The following is a 9,384-nucleotide window of genomic DNA, read 5'->3' on the forward strand; positions in this document are numbered from 1 at the left end:
CTCACTTGTTCTTTGCTTCGCCAAAGAAAAGTAAGCAAAAGAAAGGCGACCCGCAGTCTGGGTCCCTACGCTGCGCTTCGGGCAACCTGTGCTGCCCCGGAAAAGCGGGGGTCGAGCTCGAACTCGCCTGCGGCTCAGACAATCGCTCGCCCTGATCCCGCTTTCCCGCGTCATCACAGGCCCAGCCAGGACGGGACTTGCGGGAGCGGATTCGGATGCGGAAACTCGCGCTTGTGCATGAAAAGTGCCCTTGGCGCTGACATCATCCGCACAACGAGCTATCGAATTGATAGCATGTAGGTCTGAAATTTGGGCGCGGTGGCTGTTTGGCTGTTTGGACTTCGTCCCCGATTGCCCCGTTCTGTCTGGGCCTGTGATGCCCCAGAAAAACGGGATCAGGGCGGCGCGCTGTTTGAGCGTAACGAAGTGAAGCGAGTTTGCGCCGACCCCCGTTTTTCTGGGGCAGCGCAGGTTGCCCGAAGCGCAGCGCAGGGACCCGGACAGCCGGGTCGCCTTTCTTTTGCTTACTTTTCTTTGGCGAAGCAAAGAAAAGTGAGTAGCCGCCGGGCTACCCCCGGCCAGCCAGCCCATGCAGCGAAAACCCCTATCAATTGAATAGCTAGATGCGCAAGTAGGTAAAGCGCCAGAGCCATAAAAAACATAAAAGCGCAGCATCAGCTCAGCGCCCTCCGCCCAAACCGCCGCCCCACCCGGTCAAACGCCAGGTAAACCACCGGCGTCGTAAACAGCGTCAACACCTGGCTTACAATCAGCCCGCCAAAAATCGCCAGCCCCAGCGGCCGCCTCAACTCTGCCCCATCCCCCCAGCCCAGCATCAGCGGCACGGCGGCAAACAGCGCCGCCAGCGTGGTCATCAATATCGGCCGAAAGCGCAGCAGGGCCGCCTGAAAAATCGCGTCCTGCGGCGACTTGCCTTCATGGCGCTCGGCGTCAATCGCAAAGTCAATCATCATGATGGCGTTCTTTTTCACGATGCCGATCAACAAAATGATGCCGATGATGCCGATCACCCCCAGGTCGGAGCCGCTGATCATCAGCGCCAGCAGCGCGCCCACACCGGCAGACGGCAGGGTTGAAATGATCGTCAGCGGGTGGATGTAGCTCTCGTACAGCACGCCCAGCACGATGTAGACGCACACCACGGCCGCCAGAATCAGCCACAGCTGGCTCGACAGCGACGACTGGTAGGCGCCCGCGGCGCCCAGAAAAGTCAGGGTCACGCTGGCGGGCAGGGCGATGTCCTTGGCGGCCTGCTTGACGTCATCGACCGCCTTGCCCAGCGACACGCCCGGCGCCGTGTCAAAGCCCAGCGTGGTCGCCGGGTACTGGGCCGCGCGGGTGATTTGCAGCGGTGCAGGCTCTACCCTGATGCGCGCCACGCTGGACAGCGGCGTGGTGCTGCCCGAGCCTGTTTTAAGCGGTAAGTTGCCCAAAGACGCCGGGCTGGCCAGCAGGTCGGGCAGCGCTTCCAGAATCACCCGGTACTGGTCGGTTTCGGTAAAAATCGTCGAGACGATGCGCTGGCCATAGGCGCTGTACAGCGCGTCGTCAATCGATGCGGTGGTGATGGCCAGGCGCGAGGCGGTGTCGCGGTCCACCGTGATGTAGGCCCCGGCACTGCTGGAGCCCGCGTCCGACGCCACGTTGCGCAGGCTTTGCAGTTGCCGCAGGCGCTGCGTCAGCTTGTTGGCCCACGCCACCACGGTGGCGTTGTTGGCGCCTTCGAGCGACACGCGAAACTGGGTCGGGCCGGTTTCGGCGTCAATCGTCAAATCCTGCGTCGGCTGCAGGTAGAGCGTCACGCCGGCGATCTGGCCGGCCCGCGCTTTGAGCCGGTCCATGGTTTCCTGCTGGCTGCCGGTGCGCGCGCGCTTGAGGTTGATCAGCATGCGCCCGGTGTGCAGCATGGTGTTGTTGGCGGCATCGACGCCAATGAAGGAGCTCAGCGTGGCGACATCGGGGTCTTCCAGAATCGCCTGGGCGGTGGCCTGCTGCAGTTCGGCCATGCGGGCATACGACACCGACTGGGTGGTTTCGACCCGGGCCTGCAACTGGCCGGTGTCCTGCGTGGGAAACAGGCCTTTGGGAATCAGCACATACAGCAGCACTGTGAGCAGCAGCGTGCCAAGGGCCACTAGCAGCGTGGCGCCCTGGTGTCTGAACACCGCGTGCAGCCCCTGCGTGTAGCGGGCCATGACGGCTTTGGAAAAGCGCTCAAAAAACTGCTGCAGCCGGTCTGCAGGCTGGTCGCTGTGCGATTCGGACGCCGGTTTGAGCCAGCGCGCCGACATCATGGGCACCAATGTCAGCGACACCACGGCCGAAATCAGGATCGTGATCGCCAGCGTGATGGCGAACTCGCGGAACAGGCGGCCCAGCACATCGCCCATGAACAGCAGCGGAATCAGCACCGCGATCAGCGACACGGTGAGCGAGATGATGGTGAAGCCGATCTGCTTGGCACCCTTGAGCGCCGCCGCCATGGGCGCCTCGCCTTTTTCAAGGTAGCGCGAGATGTTTTCAAGCATCACGATGGCGTCGTCCACCACGAAGCCGGTGGCGATCGTCAGCGCCATCAGGCTGAGGTTGTTCAGGCTGTAGCCCAGCAGGTACATCGCCCCGCAGGTGCCAATCAGCGAAATCGGCACCGCCAGGCTGGCAATCACGGTGGCGCGCACATTGCGCAAAAACGCAAAAATCACCAGCACCACCATCACCACGGCCAGCAGCAACTCTATTTCAACGTGCAGCACCGAGGCCCGGATGCCGGTGGTGCGGTCGCTCAGCACCTCGACATTGACCGAGGCGGGCAGGCCGGACTGCAGCTCGGGCAGGCGCGCCTTGATGGCATCCACCGTGGCAATCACATTGGCGCCGGGCTGGCGCTGCACATTCAAAATGATGGCGGGCTTCAAGCCGCTCCAGGCACCCAGCTTGATGTTTTCGGCGCTGTTCACGACCTGGGCCACATCGGCCACCCGCACCGCCGCGCCATTGCGCCAGGCAACGATCAGGTCTTGGTAGTCGGCCGCCGTCAGCAGCTGGTCATTGGCGTTGATCGAGTAGGCGCGGGTCGGCCCGTCAATGCTGCCCTTGGCGCCACTGGCGTTGGCCGCCGAGATGGCGGTGCGCAGCGCGTCGAGTCCCAGCCCGTAAGAGGCCAGTGCCCGCGTGTCGGCCTGAACGCGCACCGCAGGGCGCTGGCCGCCGCTGAGCGTTACCCGCCCGACGCCATTGACCTGGCTGATTTTGAGCGCCAGCCGGGTGTTGACGAGGTTTTGCACTTCCGTCAGCGGCAGGGTGTCGGAGGTGATGGCCAGCGTCAGCACCGGGGCATCGGCCGGGTTGACCTTTGCATACACCGGCGGCGCGGGGAGGTCGGATGGGAGCAGCGAGCCGCCCGCATTGATGGCCGCCTGCACCTCTTGCTCGGCCACGTCGAGCGCAAGCCCCAGGTCAAACTGCAGCGTGACGATGGAAACCCCGGCGGCGCTGGTGGAGCTCATGCGCTGCAGCCCGGCCATCTGGCCAAACTGGCGCTCCAGCGGCGCCGTCACGGTTTGCGCCATCACCTCGGGGCTGGCGCCGGGGTAGAGGGTCTGGACCTGAATCGTCGGGTAATCGACCTGCGGCAGGGCCGACAGCGGCAAAAACTTGAAGCCGACCAGGCCCGCCAGCACGATGGCCACCATCAGCAGCGCGGTCGCCACCGGCCGCATGATGAACGGCCGCGATGGGCTCATGGTGTCAAGCGCTTGGACCGGATCGGCCCCGGGCGGCTGGCTCATGCGCCTTCAGCTTTCGATGCGCGGCGGCGCGGGCGCGAGGCCGCTGCGGCGGGCGCTTCGGCACCCGCTGCGTTCTGGCGCTGGCCCGCGCCGGCTGGCGCGCCCGGCAGCACCACCCGTGCGCCGTCCCTGAGCCTGTCCGCGCCTTCGGTGATGACGCGTTCGCCCGCCGCCAGGCCCGAGGTGATCACGATTTTTTCCACGGTGGCCTGGCCGCGCTGCACTGGCCGCAGCGACACGGTGCGCTCGGCGCTGTTGAGCACATACACATAGTCGCCGTTGCTGCCGTGACGCAGGGCAGTCACCGGCACCACCACGGCGCCGTCCAGGGTCTTGAGCAGCAGCCGCACATTGACAAACTGGTTGGGAAACAGCGCCAGGTCGGTGTTGGCAAAGCGCGCCTTGGCCTTGACCGTGCCGGTCTGGACGTCGATCTGGTTGTCCAGCGAGGCAAACACGCCTGTGTCCAGCGTAGCGGAGCGGGTTCTGTCGAGCGCGGTCACTTTCATCACCGTGCCGGCGGCGGCGCTTTGCTGCAGCTCGCCGGCCTGGTCTTGCGGCACGGCAAACACCACGTCAATCGGCGTGAGCTGCGTGATCAGTGCAATGCCGTTGGCGTCGCTGCTGTTCACCACATTGCCTACGTCCACGCTGCGCAGGCCCACGCGTCCGCTGACGGGGGCCAGCACCCGGGTGTAGCCCAGATTCAGGCGGGCCGTGCCTTCGTTGGCCTTGTCAATCACGACCGAGCCTTCAAGCTGCTTGACCAGCGCCGCCTGCGAGTCCACTTCCTGGCGGGCAATCGAGTCCTGCGCCAGCAAGGTCTTGAAGCGCTGCAGCGTGACCCGGGCGCTGTCCAGTTGCGCCTCATCGCGTTGCCGCTGACCGCTGGCCTGCATCAGGGCCAGTTCAAACTGGCGTGCATCGATGGTGGCCAGCAGATCGCCTGCGCGCACCATCTGGCCTTCCTTGAACAGCACCTTTTCCATCACGCCCGACACCTGGGGTCGCACCCGCACGCTGGCCTGCGGCGTCACCGTGCCCAAGGCTTCCAGAGTGATCGGAATGTTGGCGCGCTCTGCCGTGGCCACGCCCACGGTGGTGGCCGGGGCGCCGCGCCGGCCTGGGGGGGTGGAGGTATCTGCAGCAGGATGCGTCAGGTGCCAGGCCAGCCAGCCGGTGCCTGCCAGCAACAGCAGCGCAATCAGGCTGCCGATGATGGATGCACGGCGGCTCATGCGGGGGCGGGCGCTCGTTTGTGGGGTTTCGGCTTTGGGGTCCATCAGCTGTCCTTGTTGACTGCCGTGCGGGGAAGTGCGCAGCGCTTTTTATGTTTGATGGCGTTTTGATGCGCAGGGCGTTAAACATGCCGGTGTTGGCGGCAGGGCCTGCTTTGTAAGACAAGGTAATTATCCGTGCAACACACTATCGTCAGGTGTTCGACTTGAAAGGTGGAGGTAAACGTGGGGTAAAGCGGCGTCTGCGCTTTTGGGGTCGTCGCTATCGGTCAGGGTAAGGGCTGGACGTGGCCTAATTTTGCTATTTTTATAGTAGCTTCTAGCGCCCGTATTGATTGGGCTAGAGACTTATTTGATCATGAATAAATATCCACGCCGTATGCTGTCCTTAAAATCTGTCCATCGTTTCAAGAAAGTACCGCGTGACTGAATCTGCCCTGGCTCAAGCCCGGAATCCCTCGCTCCTGGTTTTTCGGGCCGACTACTGCAATCCTGTGCACGCCAGCGCGCTGGTCCAGCTGCTGGACGCCTACGCGCAAGACCCGGCCGGTGGCGGCGAGGGGCTCAGTGATTTTGCAAAATCGCACCTGGTGGCGGCGCTGGCTGCACGGCCCCAAGCCTTCAGCGTGCTGGCGTTTGATGGCGACCTGCCGGTGGGCCTGATCAATTGCATTGAAGGATTTTCGACCTTTGCCTGCCGGCCGCTGGTCAACGTGCATGACGTGGCGGTGCTGGCCAGCCACCGCGGCCAGCGCGTCGGCGAGCGGATGCTGGCGTTGGTCGATGAAATAGCCCGCGAGCGCGGTGCCTGCAAGCTGACGCTGGAAGTGCTGCAGGGCAACGCCAGCGCGATCAGGCTGTATGAGCGGGTCGGTTTTGCCGGCTACCATCTCGACCCGGGGATGGGGCAGGCCCAGTTTTTTCAAAAATGGCTGGATTGAAAATGTGGTCCGGCGCGCGATTGCGCTGCTGCAGAGCGATCACGCAGCAGCATCAGCGCCGCAAAGCCCAGCAGACCCAGCGCCGCTGAAAACTACAGGGCGCCTGCGTCAAAGTGGTCGATGGCCAGGCCAAACAGATACGGTGACAGGGCCTGCGCAAACCGCGCAGGCACTATCAGCAGGCCCTGGCGCGCACCATAGTTGTTGGCGCCAAACAGGACCAGCGGAAGCGTGCCCTTGGCAATGGCCAGCACGCCATTGCCGGCACCATGGAGCAGCGTGAACAGCGCACCTGCCGGTACGCCGAAAAACAGAAAAACCATCGCACCCAGCGTGTGCATGAGGCCGGCCAGCCGGGCTGAAACCAGCGGGTGAATGCGCCGCAGCAGTCCGTACTCCAGCAGCCGCCAGCCGACTTGTGCCGGACCGACCAGCCCCGCAAAAACAAGGGCCGTGGCCAGCGGGACACCGCCCGCCTGCAGCAATCGCGGCAGGTGCGCGGCCATGGCGGTGCTGATGAACCAGGTGCAGGCAAACACCAGCGCCAGCAGTACCGAGGTGCGGGTGGTGCTTTGGCCGGGCCGCAGGGCTGGCGCAGCTGCCGGCTCTGGCCGCGGCGTTGCCGGAGGCTCGTGATTGGCCGGTGTCGAAGGCAGATTCCAGTTCAGCGGCAGCGCCAGCAGCAGATGTAGACCCGCCCAGTGCCGCGGCAAAGACAAGGCTGTTGGCGGCCAGTACGGGTCGGCCACCATACCGGCCAATCGCCTTGCCCGCCGCTGGCCCCAGCAGGGCAGACACCACCAGCGCCACCGAAAACGCGGCAAATACCGTGGGGTGTGCTGACGCCCAGATCGCGCGCCATGGGCGCCGCCAGGATGGCCGGCAGGTAGTAGCTCGACGCCCAGGCGAGCGTCTGGGCAATGCCCAGGCTGGCAACGGTGGCGGTACGGCCTGGCTCCATGGGGTCAGACCTGTAGAGAAAGATTCGTGAACATCATGCTGAAAAGCCTATTCACAGCGAGACCCATGCCCGTGTCCGTTGCTGCCTGCGCCTCCGTCACATCAGGCTCAGGCGCAACGCCAGTGCCGCAAGCGCAACAGCCAGCACCGGAACGGTCAGCACGATGCCCACCTTGAAGTAGTAGCCCCAGGTAATCGTCATGCCCTTGCGTGCCAGAACATGCAGCCACAGCAGCGTGGCCAGGGAGCCGATGGGTGTGATCTTGGGCCCGAGGTCGCTGCCGATCACATTGGCGTAAATCATCGCTTCCCTGACCACGCCGGTGGCCTGCGTCGCATCAATCGACAGCGCGCCCACCAGCACGGTGGGCATGTTGTTCATGACGGACGACAGCAGCGCTGTCAAAAAGCCGGTGCCAAAGGCCGCACCCCAAACGCCCCCGGCGGCAAAGTGGTCGAGCAATACCGAGATTTCCGCAGTCAGGCCTTGGTTGCGCAGCCCGTACACCACCAGGTACATGCCCAGCGAAAAGACTACGATTTGCCAGGGTGCACCGCGTATCACCTTGCGGGTGCTGATGACGTGGCCACGCGCTGCCACGGCAAGCAGAAGCAGCGCGCAGGTGGCTGCCGTGGCGCTGACCGGAACGCCCAGCGGCTCCAAGCCGAAAAAGCCGATCAGCAGCAGCAACAGCACCGCCCAGCCGACACGAAAAGTGGTCACGTCGCGGATGGCGGTGCTGGGTTGCTTGAGCTTGGTAACATCGTAGTGGCGTGGAATGTCATGCCGAAAATAAAGCATCAGCACCGCGAGAGCTGACACGATGGCTGCGATGTTGACCGGGAGCATGACGGCGGCGTACTCGTTAAAACCGATTTTGAAGAAGTCGGCCGACACGATATTGACCAGGTTGGAGACCACCAGCGGAAGGCTGGCCACGTCGGCAATGAAGCCGGCGGCCATCACAAACGCCAGCGTCGCCGCCGCGCTAAAGCCTAGCGCCAGCAGCATGGCCATCACAATAGGCGTGAGAATGAGCGCCGCGCCGTCGTTGGCGAACAGTGCCGCCACGGAGGCACCCAGTAGCACGATCAGTACAAATAGCCAGCGGCCTTGGCCGCCGCCCCAGCGCGCCACATGCAGGGCCGCCCATTCAAAAAAACCGGCTTCGTCAAGCAGCAGACTGATGATGATGACGGCGATGAACGTGGCAGTGGCATTCCAGACAATGTGCCAGACGACAGGAATATCACTGAGCTGGACCACGCCCGACAACAGGGCGACTGCGGCGCCCAGCGAGGCACTCCAGCCGATGCCCAAACCGCGGGGTTGCCAGATGACCAAAGTGAGGGTGGCGATAAATATCGATAGGGCTACAAGCATAAAAGTCCTTTTCTTGCTCTTTTTGGGTACTTCTCACCACGAGAAAATGCAAATGCAAATGCAAATGCAGATCGAGAACGACGGGTTTCTGCGGTTGACGCGCTTATGACCGGACCAGATCGCGCGCGGTGCGCTGCAGCAGGGTGCGTTCGAGTTTTTCTGGCGGGAGGCTGACCAGCAGCGCCAGGCGGCGGTGCAGGGCAAGCAGGGTCTTGCGAAAGGCTTCGAGTTTTTGCGCATCGTTGCCCTCCGTTTCCGAGGGGTCGGCATAGCCCCAGTGCGCGGTGGCGGGCTGGCCGGGCCAGTAGGGGCAGACTTCGCCGGCCGCGTTGTCGCAGACCGTGATGACCAGGTCCATGTGCGGTGCGCCGGGCTGGCCGAACTCGTCCCAGCTTTTGCTGCGCAGGCCTTCGGTCGGAATCCCGGCGTTGGCCAGCACCTTCAGGGCCAGCGGATTGGGTTGCTGGTTGTCGCGCGGACTGCTTCCAGCCGAGAAGGCCCGGAAGCGGCCCTTGGCCATGTGGTTGAGTGTGGCTTCGGCCAGGATGCTGCGGGCCGAGTTGTGGGTGCAGAGAAACAGGACATTGATCACGCGGTCGGTCATTTTGGTTCTTTCAGCAGCAGGTTGTGGAGGGGGTGATTGCTACACTTTTTGTAGCTGCAGGCGCAAAGCAGGCAGGGGCTGAGGGCATATCTGGTTTGGATTTTTGCTCGCTGAACACCGGAATGCCGTCCAGCGTGTGGAACTGCTCCCAGGCCACGCCCTGCGGGTCGGTCAGCCAGTATTTGTCGCTGCGGGCGTAGCAGCAGGTGGTTTCGCCGTCGTCCTGCAGTGCGAGGTCGGCGTCCCGGGCATGGGTCCGCAGTTCGGCAAGTTCTTCCGTGGTTTCCACCTGGATGCCCAGGTGGTCCACGCCGGTGGCGTTGCCGCGGGTGGAGATGGCGAAGTTGACCGGCGGGTCCTGCAACATCCATTTGGCGTAGTCAGCCTCGGTCCGCGCCGGAGGCTGATGAAACATGGCTGAATAGAAGGCGATGTTTTTGCCGAGGTC

At 63.7% G+C, this 9,384-nt stretch carries 6 protein-coding genes and 1 pseudogene; 1 reads left to right on the plus strand and 6 read right to left on the minus strand.

The window, feature by feature from the left end; translation table 11 throughout:
* Positions 1-674: 674 nt before the first annotated feature.
* A complete protein-coding gene (locus Q8K05_RS10755; RefSeq protein WP_305246614.1) occupies positions 675-3,764 on the minus strand; it encodes an efflux RND transporter permease subunit in 3,090 nt (1,029 codons plus the stop codon).
* Between the two features lie 41 nt (positions 3,765-3,805).
* The gene (locus Q8K05_RS10760) at positions 3,806-5,092 is read right to left on the minus strand and encodes an efflux RND transporter periplasmic adaptor subunit (protein WP_305246609.1); all 1,287 of its coding nucleotides are present in this window, start codon (positions 5,090-5,092) and stop codon (positions 3,806-3,808) included.
* A gap of 377 nt (positions 5,093-5,469) precedes the next feature.
* Here Q8K05_RS10760 and Q8K05_RS10765 point away from each other — a divergent pair, with 377 nt between their 5' ends.
* Complete coding sequence (locus Q8K05_RS10765; protein ID WP_305246610.1) at positions 5,470-5,988, plus strand: GNAT family N-acetyltransferase; 519 nt, start codon at positions 5,470-5,472, stop codon at positions 5,986-5,988.
* Positions 5,989-6,083: 95 nt separating this feature from the next.
* Here Q8K05_RS10765 and Q8K05_RS10770 read toward each other — a convergent pair.
* The 4 genes and pseudogenes from Q8K05_RS10770 to Q8K05_RS10785 form a co-directional block, all read right to left on the minus strand.
* A pseudogene (locus Q8K05_RS10770) lies at positions 6,084-6,949 on the minus strand (MFS transporter); the annotation flags it as partial.
* Between the two features lie 96 nt (positions 6,950-7,045).
* A complete protein-coding gene (locus tag Q8K05_RS10775) occupies positions 7,046-8,332 on the minus strand; it encodes an arsenic transporter (protein ID WP_305246611.1) in 1,287 nt (428 codons plus the stop codon).
* A gap of 103 nt (positions 8,333-8,435) precedes the next feature.
* A complete protein-coding gene (locus tag Q8K05_RS10780) occupies positions 8,436-8,936 on the minus strand; it encodes an arsenate reductase ArsC (RefSeq protein ID WP_305246612.1) in 501 nt (166 codons plus the stop codon).
* 10 nt (positions 8,937-8,946) lie between these two features.
* Positions 8,947-9,384: ArsI/CadI family heavy metal resistance metalloenzyme (locus Q8K05_RS10785; RefSeq protein WP_305246613.1), on the minus strand; the 438-nt coding region annotated here is incomplete at its 5' end.

Source organism: Polaromonas sp., assembly GCF_030682935.1.
GTDB lineage: Bacteria > Pseudomonadota > Gammaproteobacteria > Burkholderiales > Burkholderiaceae_C > Polaromonas.

Bases quoted from the DNA above. Each gene is read 5' to 3' on its own strand.
- Q8K05_RS10755 (WP_305246614.1), bottom strand. From the start codon at position 3,764: ATGAGCCCATCGCGGCCGTTCATCATGCGGCCGGTGGCGACCGCGCTG.
- Q8K05_RS10760 (WP_305246609.1), bottom strand. From the start codon at position 5,092: ATGGACCCCAAAGCCGAAACCCCACAAACGAGCGCCCGCCCCCGCATG.
- Q8K05_RS10775 (WP_305246611.1), bottom strand. From the start codon at position 8,332: ATGCTTGTAGCCCTATCGATATTTATCGCCACCCTCACTTTGGTCATC.
- Q8K05_RS10780 (WP_305246612.1), bottom strand. From the start codon at position 8,936: ATGACCGACCGCGTGATCAATGTCCTGTTTCTCTGCACCCACAACTCG.